The following is a 16,859-nucleotide window of genomic DNA, read 5'->3' on the forward strand; positions in this document are numbered from 1 at the left end:
CGCATCAAGTGCCACCCGCTTTTGAATTAATGAGGCTTTACCCATGCATGACTATTCCGCCCGCCCCGACCTGCTAAAGGGCCGCGTGATTCTGGTGACCGGCGCTGGCCGTGGCATTGGTGCAACCGCCGCCAAGACCTTCGCCGCCCACGGCGCAACGGTGCTGCTGCTGGGCAAGACCGAAGACAACCTCAGCCGCGTCTATGACGCCATCGAAGCCGCAGGCCACCCGCAAGCGGCAGTGATCCCGTTCAACCTGGAAACCGCCCTGCCGCATCAGTACGACGAACTGGCAGCGATGATCGAAGCCGAATTCGGCAAACTCGACGGCGTGCTGCACAACGCCTCGATCATTGGCCCGCGCACACCGCTGGAACAGCTGTCCGGCGACAACTTCATGCGCGTGATGCAGGTCAACGTCAACGCCATGTTTATGCTCACCAGCACCCTGCTGCCGCTGCTCAAGTTGTCGGCAGACGCCTCGGTGGTATTCACCTCGAGCAGTGTCGGGCGCAAAGGTCGCGCTTACTGGGGGGCTTACGCAGTATCCAAGTTCGCCACCGAAGGCCTGATGCAGGTGCTGGCCGATGAAGTCGACGGCATTGCCAACGTGCGCGCCAACAGCGTCAACCCAGGTGCAACACGCACTGATATGCGCGCCCAGGCCTACCCTGGAGAGAACCCACAGAACAATCCACTGCCTGAAGCCATCATGCCGGTTTACCTGTACTTGATGGGACCGGACAGCACAGGCGTTAATGGCCAAGCATTTGACGCGCAATAAACCATGACGGCTACCGCCGGTTTTCCGGCGGCAGCCCGATCCACTGGCATCAGATTGCCAGCAGTCCCGCCAGTTAACCGGCAAATCCTTGCCGCACGCCCGCCTAATGAATCGCTAAGCCAATGAATTAAAAGCACTTTTAAAGTGACTTTGAAATTGGCACGGAATTCGCTCTAGCCCAACTATCGCCGCGTACTGCGCTAGAGGTAGAGCTTCATGGCCCCGCACAACCAGTCCAACACCATTGATTTCGACGCTGCCAAACTACAGCGCCTCGGCTATGCCGGCCGCCTGCAGAAAAGCCTGAAACCAGTCAGCCTGGCACAGTTGCGCCAACAGCTGAGCCTGCGCCTGCAGACCTCACTCGAAGCCGAACGCATTCTTGAGCTGTTCTACAGCGAAGTGCAGCGCCTGGTGCCGCTCAGCTCCCTGAGCTACCAGCTAGCCTCCTGCGACCTGCGCCTGGAGCTGGGCGAGCGCGCGAACCATTCGGCTGGCTATCGATTGAATCACGACGGCGAATTCCTCGGTGAACTGACCTTCCGCCGCAACGTGCGCTTCAGTGAAGATGAGTTGGGCCAACTCGAATCGCTGCTCGCCAGCCTGCTGTTCCCGATGCGCAACGCCCTGCTCTACCGCGCAGCCGTGCAAAGTGCATTGCGTGATCCGTTGACCGAAACCGGCAACCGTATCGCCATGCAGCAAACACTCAAGCGCGAAGTCGACATCGCCCGACGCACCCTGCAGCCACTGTCCGTGCTGATGGTCGACATCGACCACTTCAAACGCATCAACGACACCCACGGTCACCTGATCGGCGACCAGGCGCTCAAAGCCGTCGCCAGCGCACTGAAAGAAAGCCTGCGCAATGTCGACATGGTGTTCCGCTTCGGCGGCGAAGAATTCATGGTGCTGCTCTCCAACACCAACCGTGAAGCCGCATCCATGGTTGGTGAGCGCCTGCGTATGGCCGTTCTCGGCATCCAATACCTGGTGGAAAATCGTGCTATCGAGCTGTCGGTCAGCCTCGGCTGCGCCACTTTGCTGCCGGGCGAATCCATGGAAAGCCTGCTGCGCCGTGCGGATAACGCGCTGTACGTGTCCAAGCGCGATGGCCGCAACCGCCTGTCGATGGCCGGATAGAACCGCCAACCACACAATGGCTGCGAGACATTTTTAATGTCGCGCAGCCACGACCCGCAGGTTGGCAGCCATGAATGGCAGGACATAAAAAAGGCGACCCGAGGGTCGCCTTTTTACATCCACCGTAATGGATTACTCCGGCTTAGGACCGCGACCAAAACCTGGACGCTGACCGTCGCGGGTTGGCTGGCTGCGGCGCTTGACTGGCGCACCCACTGGCTTACGCGAAGGGCGATCAGTCAACTCAACACCTGGGCGTTGCGCACCCGGCTTGGCCGGACGTTTCTTGTTGACATCACTCGGACGCTCAGCAACCGGCGTCCCTTTGCTCTGATCCGCACGCGGTGAACGCGGGGGGCGTACTGGACGCTCGCCACGCTCATCACTTTCACCACGAGCAGGACGCGAGCGCCCCTGATCACCGGCCGCTGCCGGGCCGCCGCCATGAGCCGGACGCAAAGTCCGCTCTGGACGTGCCGCACGCCCCACCGGCTTGGCCGATTTGCGCTGCAGACGGTCGATCTTGTCGCGGGCTTTCTCCTTCATATCCGGCAAGGCGACCGGCTTGAGGCCGACTTCCTCACTGAGGATATCCACTTCGCGCTGACTCATTTCGCGCCAGCGACCCATGGTCAGGTCCGAGGTGATAAACACCGGACCGAAACGCACGCGCTTCAAACGGCTGACCACCAGACCCTGGGATTCCCACAAACGGCGCACTTCGCGGTTACGGCCTTCCATGACCACGCAGTGATACCAGTGGTTGAAGCCAACACCGCCCGGTGCGACCTTGATGTCGGTGAACTTGGCCGGGCCATCTTCCAGCATCACGCCGGCTTTCAGGCGCTCGATCATCTCTTCATCGACTTCGCCACGCACGCGCACGGCATACTCGCGGTCCATCTGGAAAGAAGGGTGCATCAGGCGGTTGGCCAGCTCACCGTCGGTGGTGAACATCAGCAGACCGGTGGTGTTGATGTCGAGGCGACCGATGTTGATCCAGCGGCCATCTTTCGGCCGTGGCAGACGATCAAATACGGTCGGACGGCCTTCTGGGTCGTCACGGGTGCAGATCTCGCCTTCAGGCTTGTTGTAGATGATGACGCGGCGCACGCTTTCGGCAGCTTCTTCGCGGCGGATCACCTTGCCATCGACAGCAATCGCATCGTGCAGGTCGACGCGTACGCCGAGGCTGGCGACTGCGCCGTTGACCTTGACGCGGCCAGCGGTAATCCAGGCTTCGATTTCACGGCGCGAAGCCAGGCCCATACGCGCCATGACTTTCTGCAGTTTTTCGCCTGCGGGGCTGTATTCTTCGATTTCTTCACTCATCTGGGCACCTCCCGGTGTTTTCTTTAGTGATTGGACGACTCGAGTCGTCGAAGGGTCGCGGAGCATACGCGAAACGCGGCGCTTACGCACGGGTTGAGGCTAGTCGCCTGATCGGTGGCCGTCAGCCTTTGCGTCGACCGATGGTCGCCAAACTCAGCAAGCGCATATCCGCTTCGGCCAGAACGGCACGTCGGGCAGGCTTGTCGAGCTTCTTCCAGCCTTTGATCTCGGCCTTGCTGCGCCCGCAACCCAGGCAGATATCGCGCCCGAACTTGCACAGCTTGATGCAGGGGTCTTTCACCACGCGAACGCCTTCATTGGTCCCACCCGCACTTCAGTCAGGCAGCTGCTCTTTATCCAGGGTTTCGTGAGGATCTTCGGCATCGTCACGCTCATCGTCCTGCTCGGGTAAGTCGTCAAAGTCAGTCTTCAGACCCTGCTCCATCGAGTCGAGTTCAGCCAGCAGGCTGCTGAAGCTGGTTTCTTCGCTCGCTTCCACCGCGGGCTCATCGGCCAGGGCCAGGTCGGCACGCGCCTGCAGGCTTTGCGGCGCCTCCAGTTCCTCTTCAAAGGCCAAGGCCGGCTCAGGCTCCAGTTCGCGCAGGGCGGCTAGGGGCGGTAACTCGTCGAGGCTTTTTAGGTTGAAGTGATCGAGAAAGGCTTTGGTGGTGGCGAACATCGCCGGTTTGCCCGGCACATCGCGGTAACCCACCACACGAATCCACTCGCGCTCCAGCAGGGTTTTGACGATATGGCTGTTCACCGCCACACCGCGCACATCTTCGATCTCACCACGGGTGATCGGCTGGCGGTAGGCAATCAGCGCCAGGGTTTCCAGCATGGCGCGCGAATAGCGCTGTGGGCGCTCTTCCCATAGGCGACCCACCCAAGGCGCAAACTTCTCGCGCACTTGCAGGCGGTAACCGGACGCCACCTCGATCAGCTCGAAGGCGCGCCCTTCGCAGGACTTGCCCAGATGCGTCAGGGCCTTCTTGAATACCGCCGGTTCCGGCCGCTCGGCTTCTTCAAAAAGCTCGAACAGGCGCTCCAGCGATTGCGGCTTGCCGGATGCCAGCAGAAAGGCTTCGAGCAGGCTGGCCAGCTCACGAGGTTCGTTAAGGTTCATGCTTATTCAGCTCGCGCACGCACATGGATTGGCCCGAAAGCCTCATTTTGCACCAGTTCAACCAGGGATTCCTTGATCAACTCGAGCACCGCCATAAAGGTCACCACCACCCCTAGCTTGCCCTCTTCAGCGCTAAACAGGCTGACAAACGGCACAAACGCGCCGCCTTTGAGACGCTCAAGCACTTCGCTCATGCGCTCACGGGTCGACAGCGCCTCACGGGTGACCTGGTGGCTTTCGAACATATCGGCGCGGCGCAGCACCTCAGCCATCGACAGCAGCACCTCTTCCAGGCTGACATCCGGCAGCAGCTTGCGCGCCCGCGCTTCGGGCGCGTCCAGACGCGGCACCGTGACGTCACGGCCAACCCGGCTAAGGCCGTCGATACCTTCCGCGGCGGCCTTGTAACGCTCGTATTCCTGCAGACGGCGGATCAGCTCGGCGCGCGGGTCGTCTTCCTCGGATTCCGCCTCACTGGAGCGCGGCAACAGCATGCGTGACTTGATCTCGGCGAGCATGGCCGCCATCACCAGGTACTCGGCAGCCAGCTCCAAGCGCACCGACTGCATCAACTCAACGTAGCCCATGTACTGGCGGGTGATTTCCGCCACCGGGATATCCAGTACGTCGATGTTCTGCTTGCGGATCAGGTAAAGCAGCAGGTCCAGCGGCCCTTCGAAGGCTTCGAGAAACACTTCCAGCGCATCCGGCGGGATGTACAGATCGAGCGGCATTTCAGTGACCGCCTGGCCATACACCAGGGCAAATGGCAGCTCCTGCTGCGCATTGGCCTGATCCTGGGGATGGCTCTCGGGATGTTCCTGGGCTGGCACGCTGGACATGGTCACTCTCGAAGGTAGATTCAGCGTTAGGTTCAGCGGTAATTCAGGCCAAGGGCCAGGCGCACTTCGGTGAGGGTTTCGCGCGCTTCAGAGCGCGCGCGCTCAGCGCCGTCGGCGAGAATCTGCCGGACCAGATCAGGGTTGTCCTGATAATCCGCAGCACGCGCCTGCAGAGGTTGCAGTTCCTGCTGCAGCGCTTCGACCAAGGGTGCCTTGCACTCCAGGCAGCCGATGCCGGCGCTGCGACAGCCTTGCTGTGCCCAGTCGCAGGTTTCATTGCTGGAATACAGCTGATGCAGCGACCACACCGGGCAGTTCGCTGGGCTGCCCGGATCATCACGATGCACCCGCGCCGGATCAGTCGGCATGCGGCGGATCTTCTCCTCGATCGCCGAACCGCTGTCACGCAGGAAAATCGCATTGTTATTGGATTTGGACATCTTGCCGCCATCAAGCCCAAGCAGCTTGGGCGAATCACCCAGCATGGCCTGCGGTTCGATCAGCAGAATCTTGCCGCCACCTTCCAGGTAGCCGTAAAGGCGCTCTTTATCGCCCAGGGTGATGCTCTGCTGATCCTTGAGCAGCGCTCGCGCGGTTTCCAGCGCCTCAGCGTCGCCCTGTTCCTGATAGGCCCTGCGCAGGTTGTTGTAGAGCGTCGCGGCTTTCTTGCCCAGCTTAATGATCGCCGCCTCGGCCTTTTCCTCAAAGCCCGGCTCGCGGCCATATAAGTGGTTGAAACGCCGCGCCACATCGCGGGCAAACTCGATATGCGCCAGCTGATCGCTGCCAACCGGCACCACGCCGGCGCGGTAAAGCAGAATGTCAGCCGCCTGCAGCAAGGGATAACCGAGAAAGCCGAAGGTGCTCAGGTCCTTGCCGTGCAGCTGCTCCTGCTGTTCTTTATAGGAGGGCACGCGTTCCAGCCAACTGAGCGGGCAGATCATCGACAGTAGCAGGTGTAATTCAGCGTGTTCAGGGACTTGCGACTGGATAAACAGCGTCGCTGAGCTGGGGCTCACGCCGGCAGCCAACCAATCCACAGCCATGTCCATGACGCGCTGCGACAGTGGGCCGACATCGTCGTAATCAGTGGTCAGGGCGTGCAGGTCAACGATGCAGAAGAAGCATTCATAGGTGTGTTGCAGCTTCACCCAGTTCTTCAGCACACCTTGGTAGTGCCCCAAGTGCAGCAAGCCACTTGGGCGCATGCCAGACAGCACGCGGCGCTCAGCGTCAACAAGACTCAAAACGGATTACCTGAAAACTCAAAGGAGCCCGATTATAGCCAGGATCAGTTGCCATTCGTAAAAGGCGACGGATCACCGCACCCCACTCGAAACACCTCGGGCTCATCGTTGAGCAAGCTGACCACAGTGGAGGCTTCCAGGCCGCCGAAGCCTCCATCGATGATCAGGTCGACCTGATGCTCAAGCATCTGACGCATTTCGTAAGGATCACTCATCGGCAGCGTTTCGCCCGGCAAAATCAAGGTCACGCTCATCAATGCCTCATCCAGCTCGGCCAGCAAGGCCATGGCAATCGGATGATTGGGCACACGCAGGCCAATGGTGCGGCGTTTGGCATGCAGCAGCATGCGCGGGACTTCACGGGTGGCATTGAGGATAAAGGTGTAAGGCCCCGGGGTATGGCTCTTGAGCAAGCGGAAGGCGGCGGTATCGACCTTGGCAAAGGTGCTGAGCTGCGACAGGTCGCGGCATACCAGGGTAAAGTTGTGTTTGTCATCCAGTTGGCGCAGGCGGCGAATACGCTCCACCGCGTTCTTGTCGCCAATATGGCAGCCGACTGCATAGGAAGAGTCGGTCGGATAGACCACCACACCGCCATTGCGGATGATTTCCACGGCCTGTTTGATCAACCGTGCTTGCGGGTTTTCCGGATGAATCTGGAAGAATTGGCTCACGCTAGGCCCCGGGTCAAAGTGCAGTAGGCTGCTGGACATGTTGGAACCGTGCCCATAAGGGCGGTAGATCCTCGGGCACCGGGCGGTAAACGCCCAGTTCAGACCACTGGCCAGGTGCATGGAAATCACTGCCAGCGGTGACGAACATGCCGAACTCCCTCGCCAGAATCGCTAGACTGCCCACCTGATCAGCGGGCTGCATGCCATTGACCACTTCCAATGAATGCCCACCCGCGCCGACAAAATCGGCAATTAACTTACGCCGTTTACTGCGAGTAAAGTCGTACTGCCAGGGATGCGCCAGGCTGACCCAGGCACCTGCTCGGCGCAACGTATCCACAGTTTGCGCCAGCTCCGGCCAATGCTGTTTCACATCCCCCAACTTGCCTGAACCCAACCACTTGCGGAACGCTTCAGCACGGTCCTTGACGTACCCACTGCGCACCAGAAAGTCGGCAAAGTGCGGACGTGCCGGAGCATTACCACTGTCGCCCAACTCCTGCTGCAGAGCACGCGCGCCTTCCAGTGCACCCGGCATACCTTTGGCTTCCAGACGCTTACTGATTTCCGCAGCGCGCAGCCAGCGCCCATCGTGCAATTCGGCAATTGCCTGCTGTAACGCCGGCGCATCACGATTAAAGGCGTAGCCCAGCACATGAATGGTCGCGCCGCCCCAGGTGCAGGACAGCTCGATACCGTTGATCAACTGCATGCCCAATGCCTGGGCCGCTGCGCCCGCTTCATCGAGGCCATCAAGGGTGTCGTGATCGGTCAACGCCAGCACACGCACACCGCGCTCAAACGCCCGCGCCACCACCACAGCGGGCGCGAGTGCGCCATCTGAAGCGGTGCTGTGGCAATGCAAATCAACATCCATAAGGGGCGCTTTCCGAGTCATTTATGTTTGATATTATGCCGCCAGATGCGGATTCTTGCTGGCTTGCACCAATATTTCCTCGACTTTGCCTGACCGGGCTGCTTTTCTCCCCAAGCAGCGGCCTGCGCCGACGACCCTATTAAGGATTGAAATGCTCTACGCGATCATTGCCACCGATGTGCAGAACTCCCTGGAAAACCGCTTGAATGCCCGTCCGGCGCACCTTGCGCGCCTGGAGCAACTGAAAAACGAGGGTCGCCTGATCCTCGCCGGACCGCACCCGGCCGTCGACAGCAATGATCCAGGTCCAGCGGGGTTTTCCGGCAGCTTGATCGTCGCCGAGTTCGACTCGCTGCTAGCCGCGCAACAATGGGCTGAGGCCGACCCTTACCGCGCCGCTGGGGTGTACGCCTCGGTGCTGGTAAAACCCTTTAAATTGGTCTTGCCTTGAGCCAATCTCCCGCTGAATAACCCATAACAACAATTACAAAGATAGGAGTTCCGATGCGTCCAGGCCCGCTGTTTCTGCTCTTGACCCTGTGCTTGCCAGCCGTCACTCAGGCCGAGGAAAGCCCTCCGCTGCCATTGGCAGAAGCCACTTCAGCGCAGACGCAGATTGATGAACTGGAGCAGCGACTGGCGCTCAGCGAAGAGCAACGCGAAGCCCTCGCGACTGAACTGCAGACCAGCAGCAACGAACGTGACACCGTGCAGCTGCAGCGCCTGCGCCAGGAAAACCAGCGCCTCAAGCTGCAGCTGAAAAAAGCCATCGCCAGCGCCCCGCAACCGCTGATCAGTGAACAGCAGATGTGGTTTGCCACGGGTGCCGGGGCCGGCTTACTCGGGGTGATCATCGGCGCCCTGCTACGCCGTGGCCGTCGTTCACGCAGCGAGTGGCTTAACTGACCCATGAGTGATCTGCTGTTAATCGACGACGACGTCGAACTCTGCGAACTGCTGACCAGCTGGCTGACCCAGGAAGGCTTTCAGGTCAGTGCTTGCCATGATGGCCACAGCGCGCGCAACGCCCTCGCCAAACACAGCCCGGATGCCGTGGTGCTGGATGTGATGCTGCCCGATGGCAGCGGCCTGGAGCTGCTCAAGCAGTTACGCAGCGACCATCCGGAGCTGCCGGTGCTGATGCTTTCGGCGCGCGGCGAACCGCTGGACCGGATTCTCGGTCTTGAACTGGGCGCCGACGACTACCTGGCTAAACCCTGCGACCCCCGCGAACTCACCGCACGCCTGCGCGCAGTGTTACGCCGCAGCCTGCCAGCCACACCCAGCAGCCCACTCGACCTGGGTGACCTGCATTACAGCCAGGCACGCGGCACCGTTACCCTGGGCGAACAAGAAGTGCTGCTGACGCTCTCGGAAAGCCGCATCCTCGAAGCCTTGCTGCAACAGCCGGGCGAACCGGTGGATAAACAGGAACTGGCGCAACTGGCCCTTGGCCGCAAACTGACCCTGTATGACCGCAGCCTGGATATGCACGTCAGTAACCTGCGCAAAAAACTCGGCCCGCATGCCGACGGCCGCCAGCGAATTTTGGCGCTGCGTAGCCGCGGTTACTACTACAGCGTCTGAGCCGTGGTTGTGTAAATCAGCTGCGCCGCGCTCTTTACCTAAGCTTTACCTTGCCCTGACCGCCCTTGACCTTGACCGCCCTAGACTGGGCTCATCCGGTGTTTACCGGTTTCAGACAAGGAGATACACCATGCGTAAAACCCTGACCGCAGTACTGCTCGCCCTGACGCTCCCAACCCTGGCCATGGCCATGGCCATGCCAGAAGATGGTCCACGGCACGGCGGCGGCCATCATGGCGAACATGGCTCCCGGATGTTTAAAGAGCTCGACCTGAGCAAAGAGCAACACCGCGAAATCCGTAAGCTGATGGGCGAGCAGATGCAAGGTCGCCATGAGATCACCCAGCGCTACCTGGACAAGCTGCCCGCCGCTGAACAGAAAGCCATGCAGGACGAGTTGCAGGCCGCCAAGGACAAACAGCACAGCGCCATCCGTGCCCTGCTCAAGCCTGAGCAGCAAAAAGCCTTCGACGAACACCAGAAAAAGATGGAAGAGCGCCGCGCTGAGCACCAGGCATTCAAGGCTTGGCAGGCAGACCAAGCGAAAAAGAACTGATCCAGGCATTGTTGCCGCTACGCCCACCCGGCTTTCCAGCCGGGTGGGCGTTAGCATTTCTACTACTGCATCACTAAGGAGCTACCGTGCGGTCACTGTTCTGGCGCATTTTTGCCAGCTTCTGGCTGGCCATTGCCTTGGTTGCCGGGCTGTCCATGTTGCTTGGGCGCATGCTCAATCAGGATGCCTGGCTGCTCAGCCAGCACCCCGGCATGGATGACCTCGCCGAGACGTGGACGCAACGCTACGAAAAGAAAGGCCCGCGCGCAGCCCAAAATTTGCTCGAACAACGCAAACGCAAGTTCCGCATCGATGTGCAGGTCCTCGATGACAGCGGCCAGCCGGTCGTTCAAGGCACCTTCCCGCCGCGTGCGGCGGCTTTTGAAGCCCGTCACCGCAATGAAAAGCGCCTGCCCTGGCGCCGCTTGAGTGTCGATTACACCAGCCCACACAGCGGCGAAACCTACCTGTTTATTTACCGCATCCCGATTCCAGAAGTTGCCGCCTGGCAGCGCGACAGCCTGCTCTGGCCGCTGAGTGCACTGGGAATCGCCATGTTGGTGCTGACCCTCTTCAGCCTCTGGCTGACGCTCTCCATCACCCGTCCGCTGAATCGCCTGCGCGGCGCCGTGCACGACCTGGGGCAAACCGCCTATCAGCAGAACAGCCTGGCCAAATTGGCCGAACGGCGTGATGAGCTCGGCGTACTGGCGGCCGACTTCAACCGTATGGGCGAACGTGTTCAAGGTTTGATCAGCAGCCAGCGCCAGCTGCTGCGCGACGTGTCACATGAGTTGCGCTCCCCCCTGGCCCGCCTGCGTATCGCCCTGGCGCTGACCGAGCGCGCCGATGCAGTGGAACGGGAAAAGTACTGGCCACGCCTGAGCCAGGAGTGTGACCGCTTGGAAGCGCTGATCAGTGAAATTCTCGCCCTCGCCCGCCTCGACGCCGAACCCGGCGCAGCGCAGCCAATCAACCTGGGTGAGCTGCTGCACAAACTGCAGGACGATGCGCGCCTGGATGCGCCCGAGCAAACAATCGAGATTCAGCTGGAAAGCGACCTGCAGCTCAACGGCTGGCCGGACATGCTGCAACGCGCGCTGGATAACCTGCTGCGCAATGCCATGCGCTTTAACCCGGTTGGCCAGACTATTGAACTGACGGCAAGCCGAAACGCCGAGCAACTATGTCTGAGCGTACGTGACCACGGCCCCGGCGTTGCGCCTGAAATGCTGACGCGACTTGGCGAACCCTTCTTCCGCGCGCCCGGCCAAACCAGTAGTGGTCATGGCCTCGGGCTTGCCATCGCGCGCCGCGCGGCGGAGCGGCATGGCGGGCAACTGGAGCTGAGTAATCATGCGCAAGGCGGCTTTATCGCCACCCTGCGCCTACCGCTTACTCTGCTGAATCAGGCGCCGACCAGGCCGTGACAAAATCATCGACCTGAACCTGCGGCACCGCACGCAACTCGCGCTCCGGCGTACCCAGGTAGAGGTAGGCAATAACCTGCTCATCCGCGCTCAGACCCAGGCCAGCGGCGACCTGCGGGTTGTAGGCCATCTCACCGGTGCGCCAGACCGCACCAATACCTTGCGCATGGGCAGCCAGCAGAATCCCGTGGGCAGCGCAGCCGGCGGCCAGCACTTGCTCCTGCTCTGGGACTTTAGGGCTGGCTTGTACGCGGGCAATCACCACCACCAGCAACGGCGCACGCAGTGGCATGGCACGCGCTTTGGTCAAGGCTTCAGGGCTGGCATCAGCAGGTAATGCACGGGCAAACAGCTCACCGAGTTGCACAAGCGCTTCGCCTTCCACTGTAAGGAAGCGCCAGGGTTTGAGCTGGCCGTGATCGGGCGCGCGCAAGGCGGCACGAAACAGCAGCTCACGCTGAGCAGCATCAGGGGCAGGCGCCATCAGGCGCGGCGCAGAAACACGGTTTAGCAACGCATCTAGAGCGTCCATCAGCCACCTCGGCAATTGAAACAGTTGACCATTCTAGTGCCTGCGCGCAGCTGAGGGGCAATCCGCACAGATTCTCAGGCCACCCGCTCGGGAGAAACGCTCGGCAACACCGGCGGCATTAACGGCGGCAAGCCGTGCGCACTGCGCGCCGCATCGCAATGCGGATTGTGCTCGCCATTGGCCCAGGAGGCCTCAAATTCGCGGCAGGTGCTGGAGCGCTGTTCATACAGCGTACAGCGCACCCCCTGGCCAACTTCCCCCAGCAGGGCGTTACAACGCGTGGGTTTGCTTTCCGTGCCACGCATGGCAACACGGTGCGGGGTGATCAGCACAACCTGATCGTCCGGCATCAAACCACCGGCCGATTGGCACTCCCCCCAGAAAAAAGACACACGAAAATGCGCGCAGCAGGCGCCACAGCTAAGACAAGGATTACTATCGGACATGATTTGGAGGGCTCAGAAACCGGCAAGGGCCGGCACCTGGTGGCTATTCTATGCAGCGCCAAGCGCTTGTAAAGCACCCATTACGACTGCTGTACAGCGGCTGCAGCGCGCGTAGAATGACGACCCTTTGCCCTACAGAGCCCGAGCCGACTCCATGTCATTGCCGACACTGCGCATCATTGCTTTTATTCTCGGCATCTTCCTGATCACTCTGGCCGTCAGCATGCTCATCCCCATGTTGACGCTGCTGCTGTATTCACGCACCGACGACCTCAACGCCTTTCTCTGGTCCAGCCTGGTAACCGCAGTTGCTGGCATTGCCATGGTCCTCCCTGGGCGACCGAAAGAAGCGCATCTGCGCCCGCGCGACATGTACCTGCTAACCACCGGTAGCTGGCTGGTGGTGTGCATCTTCGCCGCCCTACCGATGGTGCTGATTCAGCACATCAGCTACACCGATGCCTTCTTCGAAACCATGTCCGGCGTTACCACCACCGGCTCAACCATTTTGGTTGGATTGGATAAGGCATCACCGGGCCTGCTGATCTGGCGCTCGATGCTGCAGTGGCTGGGCGGTATCGGCTTTATCGGCATGGCGGTGGCGATTCTGCCGTTGCTACGGGTTGGTGGCATGCGCCTGTTCCAGACAGAATCCTCCGACTGGGGCGAGAAGGTCATGCCGCGCTCGCATATGGCGGCCAAATACATTCTGTTTATCTACCTGGGCCTGACCCTGATCGGCTTTCTCGGCTTTTGGCTGGCGGGCATGACGCCCTTCGATGCGATCAATCATGCAATGACCTCTATTTCCACCGGCGGCTACTCGACCTCGGATTCATCCCTGGCCAACTGGAGCCAACCAGCCGTGCACTGGGTGGCAGTGGTATTGATGATCTTCGGCGGCCTGCCCTTTACCCTGTATGTCGCCACACTGCGCGGCAACCGCAAAGCGCTGTTCAAGGACCACCAGGTACGCGGCTTTCTCGGCTTTCTGCTGGCCACCTGGCTGGTGTTCGGCACATGGCTGTGGCTGTACTCGGATAACAGCTGGCTGGATGCGTTTCGCATCGTCGCGGTGAATGTCACCTCGGTGGTCACCACCACCGGCTATGCCCTGGGCGATTACACCACCTGGGGCAGTTTCGCAGTGCTACTGTTCTTCTACCTGACCTTTGTCGGCGGCTGTTCGGGTTCCACCTCCGGCGGCCTGAAAATCTTTCGCTTTCAGGTGGCCTATGTGCTGCTGCGGGCCAACCTGCAGCAACTGGTGCACCCGCGCGCAGTAATCAAGCAGCAGTACAACAACCACAATCTTGATGAAGAGATTGTCCGCTCGCTGATCACCTTTTCGTTTTTCTTCACCATCACCATCGGCGTGATTGCCCTTGGCCTGACATTACTGGGCCTGGACTGGGTAACCGCGCTAACCGGTGCCGCAACAGCCGTCTGTAACGTGGGCCCGGGACTAGGGCCAATCATCGGCCCGGCAGGTAATTTTTCGACCTTACCGGATGCGGCCAAATGGCTGCTGACCATCGGCATGCTTCTCGGTCGACTGGAAATCCTCACAGTACTGGTTCTGGTCACGCGAGCATTCTGGCGCCATTGAGTGAAATCGACCCAGCGAAAAGCCAGCCCGATCACCTAGACTCCTGCTACTCATGGAATGGAACACGCTTAAATGGCTTGGCCGACCCTGCGGATTATCGCGTTTATCAATGGCATCTTTCTTCTGACCCTGGCGATCAGCATGGCAGTCCCCATGTTGACCCTCGTATTGTTTGCGCGGCCTGACGAGCTGAATGCGTTTCTCTGGTCCAGCCTGATCACATGCATAGCGGGTATCGCGATGATTGCCCAGGGCAGGCCCAAAGACGTGCAGCTGCGCCCACGCGACATGTACTTGCTGACGGTGTCCAGCTGGATTCTGGTGGGGCTGTTCGCCGCACTGCCGTTCATGTTTTCCCAACACCTGGGCGTGACCGACGCTGTGTTCGAGAGCATGTCGGGCATCACCGCCACCGGCGCCACGGTTCTCACCGGGCTGGACAGCATGTCACCGGGGATTCTGATCTGGCGCTCCCTGCTGCACTGGCTCGGCGGGATTGGTTTTATCGCCATGGCCGTGGCGATTCTGCCCATGCTGCGCATCGGCGGCATGCGCTTGTTCCAGACTGAATCCTCGGACCGCTCCGAAAAAATCATGCCGCGCTCGCACATGGTCGCCAAATACATGATCGCGGCCTACCTGGGCATCAGCCTCATCGGCTGCCTGGCACTCTGGACCGCTGGCATGGGCGTCTTCGATGCGATCAATCACACCATGTCAGCCATCGCCACCGGCGGGTTTTCCACCTCTGATCAGTCCCTGGGGAAATGGACTGAGCCCGCCGTGCACTGGGTAACCATCGTGCTGATGATTCTCGGCAGTGTGCCGTTCGTGCTGTTTGCCTCAATGCTGCGCGGCAATTACAAAGCGCTGATCCGCGACCAGCAGGTGCGGGGCTTTCTCGGCATTCTGCTGAGCACCTGGCTGCTACTCGGCACGTGGTATTACATCAGCACCGAGCTGCACTGGCTCGAAGCCATTCGCCACGTGGCGTTCAACACCACCTCGATCATGACCACCACCGGCTTTGCCCTGGGTGACTACACGCTATGGGGCGGTTTTGCCGGCATGCTGTTCTTCTACTTAGGGTTTATCGGGGGGTGTTCGGGCTCAACTGCCGGCGGTCTGAAGATCTTCCGTTTCCAGGTAGCCTACGTGCTGCTCAGGGCCAACCTGATGCAGCTGATTCATCCACGCGCCGTGATCAAGCAGCAGTACAACCGCCACCACCTGGATGAGGACATTGTCCGCTCGATTCTGACCTTCTCGTTCTTCTTCACCATCACCATCGCCGTGCTGGCGCTGGGCCTGACGCTCTGCGGCCTGGACTGGATCACCGCACTCAGTGGCGCGGCCAGCACCGTCTCCGGCGTCGGCCCGGGCATGGGCCCGATCATTGGCCCGGCGGGTAACTTCTCCAGCTTGCCGGACACCGCCAAATGGCTGCTGACCTTCGGCATGCTGCTCGGCCGCCTGGAAATCCTCACCGTGCTAGTGCTGATGCTGCCGGCCTTCTGGCGACACTAAGCGCGCCGTTAAAGCCGTGCGCGGTACTCGCCCGGCGTGCTGTCAAACCAGCGACGGAAAGCGCGGAAGAAGTTGCTCGGATCAGAGAAACCCAGCAGGTAGGAAATTTCCAGTAGGGTCAGGTTAGCCTGCCCCAGGTACTGGCCGGCTAACTCACGGCGCGTATCGTCGAGCAGGTGCTGATAGCTGGTGCCTTCATCCTGCAAGCGCCGCTGCAACGTACGCTCAGACAGCAACAGCGCCTGCGCCACCGCCTCACGCTTGGGTTCGCCCTGAGGCAACAGACGGCATAACACCTGCCGCACCTGATGGGTCACCCGTGTACCGGAAAAACGCGCCAGGTAATCGCCGGCAAAGCGGTCATGCAGCTGTGCCAGCGCCTCATTGGCTGACGGCAGCGGAGCATCCAGGTCGGCGCGTTCGAACAGCAAGCCGTAATGCTCGGCATTGAATTTCAGCGGACACTGGAACACTTCGTCATAGGGCGCCATGTCCTCCGGCGCCGGCCCGATAAAGCTCACCCGCCGCGGGCGCAGCGGCTTGCCGGTCAGCCAACGGCAAAACGCCAGGGAGTGCGCCAGCGAGGCTTCGGCGCTCTGCCGGGCCGACGGTAGCCGGTCACCATGAATCGCCAGCAGCATCTCATAGCCTTCCGGGGTGGGATGAAAGCTGAGGTCGGCGCCTTCGCCAATAATCCGCTGATAACGCACCAGCCGGGCAAAGCCTTCCTGCAGGTTGCGACTGCTCATCACCGCATACCCAACCACATTGAAGGACGATGGTCGCAAGATCTTCGCCATATTCAGGCCAATGGCCGGATTGCCCGAGGCCTCCACGGCCATGTGCCAGAGCCGGGTCATCGCATCCTGGGCAAAGCGCGCGTCGGGATCGGTCAGGGCCGCATAGTCGAGCCCCAACTGGACAAACAGGCTGCGGCAATCAACCCCGCCAAGCTCCAGGGCCGCGACAATGCCCGAGGCCCAACTGGATGAAGTGGTACGTTCGCTCATGAGTTGTTCTTATAAGGAAATCTAGGGGCGACAGAAGGATACTAAACTGGCACCTAATGTCAGTGGCCCAGCGCGTCAGTCGACCTAGACTGCTAGTAAGCCGCCACAGCTGCAAGCTGGGTGACGCTCAAAAGAAT

Annotated in this window: 18 protein-coding genes and 1 pseudogene; 9 read left to right on the top strand and 10 right to left on the bottom strand. The window is 60.6% G+C overall.

Annotated elements, in window-relative coordinates:
* Positions 1-43: 43 nt before the first annotated feature.
* Together HBN63_RS15255 and HBN63_RS15260 are read left to right on the top strand one after the other, a co-directional pair.
* The gene (locus HBN63_RS15255; RefSeq protein WP_090248183.1) at positions 44-784 is read left to right on the top strand and encodes a YciK family oxidoreductase; all 741 of its coding nucleotides are present in this window, start codon (positions 44-46) and stop codon (positions 782-784) included.
* Positions 785-1,000: 216 nt separating this feature from the next.
* Positions 1,001-1,927 carry a GGDEF domain-containing protein gene (locus tag HBN63_RS15260; protein WP_170050023.1) on the top strand — a complete coding sequence of 309 codons (927 nt, stop codon included), beginning with the start codon at positions 1,001-1,003 and terminating at the stop codon, positions 1,925-1,927.
* Between the two features lie 132 nt (positions 1,928-2,059).
* Here the strand turns inward: HBN63_RS15260 and rluB are convergent, their stop codons facing one another.
* The 7 genes and pseudogenes from rluB to HBN63_RS15295 form a co-directional block, all read right to left on the bottom strand.
* Positions 2,060-3,259 (bottom strand): 23S rRNA pseudouridine(2605) synthase RluB, encoded by a 1,200-nt coding sequence (gene rluB / locus HBN63_RS15265; protein ID WP_170050024.1) that lies wholly within the window; start codon positions 3,257-3,259, stop codon positions 2,060-2,062.
* Positions 3,260-3,380: 121 nt separating this feature from the next.
* On the bottom strand, positions 3,381-3,563 hold the full coding sequence (locus HBN63_RS15270; RefSeq protein WP_170050025.1) for a DUF1289 domain-containing protein: 183 nt from the start codon (positions 3,561-3,563) through the stop codon (positions 3,381-3,383).
* 105 nt (positions 3,564-3,668) lie between these two features.
* Positions 3,669-4,385, bottom strand: a pseudogene (gene scpB, locus HBN63_RS15275) (SMC-Scp complex subunit ScpB); the annotation flags it as partial.
* A 2-nt stretch (positions 4,386-4,387) separates the two neighbouring features.
* Positions 4,388-5,086: a ScpA family protein gene (locus HBN63_RS15280; RefSeq protein ID WP_170050076.1), complete on the bottom strand. Its 699-nt coding sequence runs from the start codon at positions 5,084-5,086 to the stop codon at positions 4,388-4,390.
* A gap of 173 nt (positions 5,087-5,259) precedes the next feature.
* Entirely contained in the window at positions 5,260-6,474 is a 1,215-nt protein-coding gene (locus tag HBN63_RS15285; RefSeq protein ID WP_170050027.1) for a tryptophan--tRNA ligase, read from the bottom strand.
* A gap of 44 nt (positions 6,475-6,518) precedes the next feature.
* The gene (locus HBN63_RS15290) at positions 6,519-7,148 is read right to left on the bottom strand and encodes an L-threonylcarbamoyladenylate synthase (RefSeq protein WP_090251107.1); all 630 of its coding nucleotides are present in this window, start codon (positions 7,146-7,148) and stop codon (positions 6,519-6,521) included.
* A 13-nt stretch (positions 7,149-7,161) separates the two neighbouring features.
* Entirely contained in the window at positions 7,162-8,025 is an 864-nt protein-coding gene (locus tag HBN63_RS15295) for a PHP domain-containing protein (protein WP_167141485.1), read from the bottom strand.
* Between the two features lie 151 nt (positions 8,026-8,176).
* Here HBN63_RS15295 and HBN63_RS15300 point away from each other — a divergent pair, with 151 nt between their 5' ends.
* The 5 genes from HBN63_RS15300 (at position 8,177) to HBN63_RS15320 (ending at position 11,598) form a co-directional block, all read left to right on the top strand.
* On the top strand, positions 8,177-8,476 hold the full coding sequence (locus HBN63_RS15300; protein ID WP_170050028.1) for a YciI family protein: 300 nt from the start codon (positions 8,177-8,179) through the stop codon (positions 8,474-8,476).
* A gap of 53 nt (positions 8,477-8,529) precedes the next feature.
* Entirely contained in the window at positions 8,530-8,931 is a 402-nt protein-coding gene (locus HBN63_RS15305; RefSeq protein WP_090248196.1) for a translation initiation factor 2, read from the top strand.
* A 3-nt stretch (positions 8,932-8,934) separates the two neighbouring features.
* The gene (locus HBN63_RS15310; protein ID WP_167141490.1) at positions 8,935-9,612 is read left to right on the top strand and encodes a response regulator transcription factor; all 678 of its coding nucleotides are present in this window, start codon (positions 8,935-8,937) and stop codon (positions 9,610-9,612) included.
* 130 nt (positions 9,613-9,742) lie between these two features.
* Positions 9,743-10,168 (top strand): Spy/CpxP family protein refolding chaperone, encoded by a 426-nt coding sequence (locus HBN63_RS15315; protein ID WP_170050029.1) that lies wholly within the window; start codon positions 9,743-9,745, stop codon positions 10,166-10,168.
* 86 nt (positions 10,169-10,254) lie between these two features.
* Positions 10,255-11,598, top strand: coding sequence for a HAMP domain-containing sensor histidine kinase (locus tag HBN63_RS15320; RefSeq protein ID WP_170050030.1), 1,344 nt, complete (start codon positions 10,255-10,257; stop codon positions 11,596-11,598).
* Here the strand turns inward: HBN63_RS15320 and HBN63_RS15325 are convergent.
* Both HBN63_RS15325 and HBN63_RS15330 read right to left on the bottom strand, forming a co-directional pair.
* Positions 11,564-12,130, bottom strand: coding sequence for a nitroreductase family protein (locus tag HBN63_RS15325; RefSeq protein WP_170050031.1), 567 nt, complete (start codon positions 12,128-12,130; stop codon positions 11,564-11,566). The two genes, HBN63_RS15320 and HBN63_RS15325, sit on opposite strands and share 35 nt — an antisense overlap.
* A gap of 74 nt (positions 12,131-12,204) precedes the next feature.
* Positions 12,205-12,576, bottom strand: a complete 372-nt coding sequence (locus HBN63_RS15330; protein WP_167141497.1) for a YkgJ family cysteine cluster protein — start codon at positions 12,574-12,576, stop codon at positions 12,205-12,207.
* A gap of 154 nt (positions 12,577-12,730) precedes the next feature.
* Between HBN63_RS15330 and HBN63_RS15335 the strand changes: the two genes are divergently transcribed.
* Positions 12,731-14,185, top strand: coding sequence for a TrkH family potassium uptake protein (locus HBN63_RS15335; protein ID WP_170050032.1), 1,455 nt, complete (start codon positions 12,731-12,733; stop codon positions 14,183-14,185).
* A gap of 72 nt (positions 14,186-14,257) precedes the next feature.
* Positions 14,258-15,712 carry a TrkH family potassium uptake protein gene (locus HBN63_RS15340; RefSeq protein ID WP_160085024.1) on the top strand — a complete coding sequence of 485 codons (1,455 nt, stop codon included), beginning with the start codon at positions 14,258-14,260 and terminating at the stop codon, positions 15,710-15,712.
* 8 nt (positions 15,713-15,720) lie between these two features.
* Here HBN63_RS15340 and HBN63_RS15345 read toward each other — a convergent pair whose 3' ends face one another.
* Complete coding sequence (locus HBN63_RS15345; protein ID WP_170050033.1) at positions 15,721-16,722, bottom strand: AraC family transcriptional regulator; 1,002 nt, start codon at positions 16,720-16,722, stop codon at positions 15,721-15,723.
* Between the last annotated feature and the right edge of the window lie 137 nt (positions 16,723-16,859).

It is taken from the genome of Pseudomonas sp. WS 5011 (genome assembly GCF_012985775.1).
Taxonomy (GTDB): Bacteria; Pseudomonadota; Gammaproteobacteria; order Pseudomonadales; family Pseudomonadaceae; genus Aquipseudomonas; species Aquipseudomonas peli.

Coding starts and splice junctions, on each gene's coding strand:
- HBN63_RS15255 (WP_090248183.1), top strand. CDS start 44: ATGCATGACTATTCCGCCCGCCCCGACCTGCTAAAGGGCCGCGTGATT.
- HBN63_RS15295 (WP_167141485.1), bottom strand. CDS start 8,025: ATGGATGTTGATTTGCATTGCCACAGCACCGCTTCAGATGGCGCACTC.
- HBN63_RS15340 (WP_160085024.1), top strand. CDS start 14,258: ATGGCTTGGCCGACCCTGCGGATTATCGCGTTTATCAATGGCATCTTT.
- HBN63_RS15335 (WP_170050032.1), top strand. CDS start 12,731: ATGTCATTGCCGACACTGCGCATCATTGCTTTTATTCTCGGCATCTTC.
- HBN63_RS15305 (WP_090248196.1), top strand. CDS start 8,530: ATGCGTCCAGGCCCGCTGTTTCTGCTCTTGACCCTGTGCTTGCCAGCC.
- HBN63_RS15325 (WP_170050031.1), bottom strand. CDS start 12,130: ATGGACGCTCTAGATGCGTTGCTAAACCGTGTTTCTGCGCCGCGCCTG.
- rluB (WP_170050024.1), bottom strand. CDS start 3,259: ATGAGTGAAGAAATCGAAGAATACAGCCCCGCAGGCGAAAAACTGCAG.
- HBN63_RS15260 (WP_170050023.1), top strand. CDS start 1,001: ATGGCCCCGCACAACCAGTCCAACACCATTGATTTCGACGCTGCCAAA.
- HBN63_RS15345 (WP_170050033.1), bottom strand. CDS start 16,722: ATGAGCGAACGTACCACTTCATCCAGTTGGGCCTCGGGCATTGTCGCG.
- HBN63_RS15330 (WP_167141497.1), bottom strand. CDS start 12,576: ATGTCCGATAGTAATCCTTGTCTTAGCTGTGGCGCCTGCTGCGCGCAT.
- HBN63_RS15315 (WP_170050029.1), top strand. CDS start 9,743: ATGCGTAAAACCCTGACCGCAGTACTGCTCGCCCTGACGCTCCCAACC.
- HBN63_RS15300 (WP_170050028.1), top strand. CDS start 8,177: ATGCTCTACGCGATCATTGCCACCGATGTGCAGAACTCCCTGGAAAAC.
- HBN63_RS15310 (WP_167141490.1), top strand. CDS start 8,935: ATGAGTGATCTGCTGTTAATCGACGACGACGTCGAACTCTGCGAACTG.